Genomic DNA, 230 nt, shown 5'->3' on the forward strand with positions numbered 1-230 from the left:
TATAATGGCTGCATACCAGTGCGGAGTATAACCTTGAAAAATCTGATTTATTTGCTGCTGCTTGCCATCAGCCTGCCAAGTTTCGCAGCACGACAATTTGACATTGAAGTCATTATCTTCAAGCGAAATATTGATCCGGGACAAACGGCTGAATCCTGGCCGGATCAGGCAGAGCCGCTGAATTACAATGGCGCGGTGCGACTGAACAATATGGCACAACTGGCAAACAG

Annotated in this window: 1 protein-coding gene; it reads left to right on the forward strand. The window is 47.0% G+C overall.

The window, feature by feature from the left end:
* Nucleotides 1-33: 33 nt before the first annotated feature.
* Nucleotides 34-230: CsiV family protein (locus ACYP03_RS28390; protein ID WP_459782991.1), on the forward strand; the 197-nt coding region annotated here is incomplete at its 3' end.

Source organism: Photobacterium sp. R1, assembly GCF_054600795.1.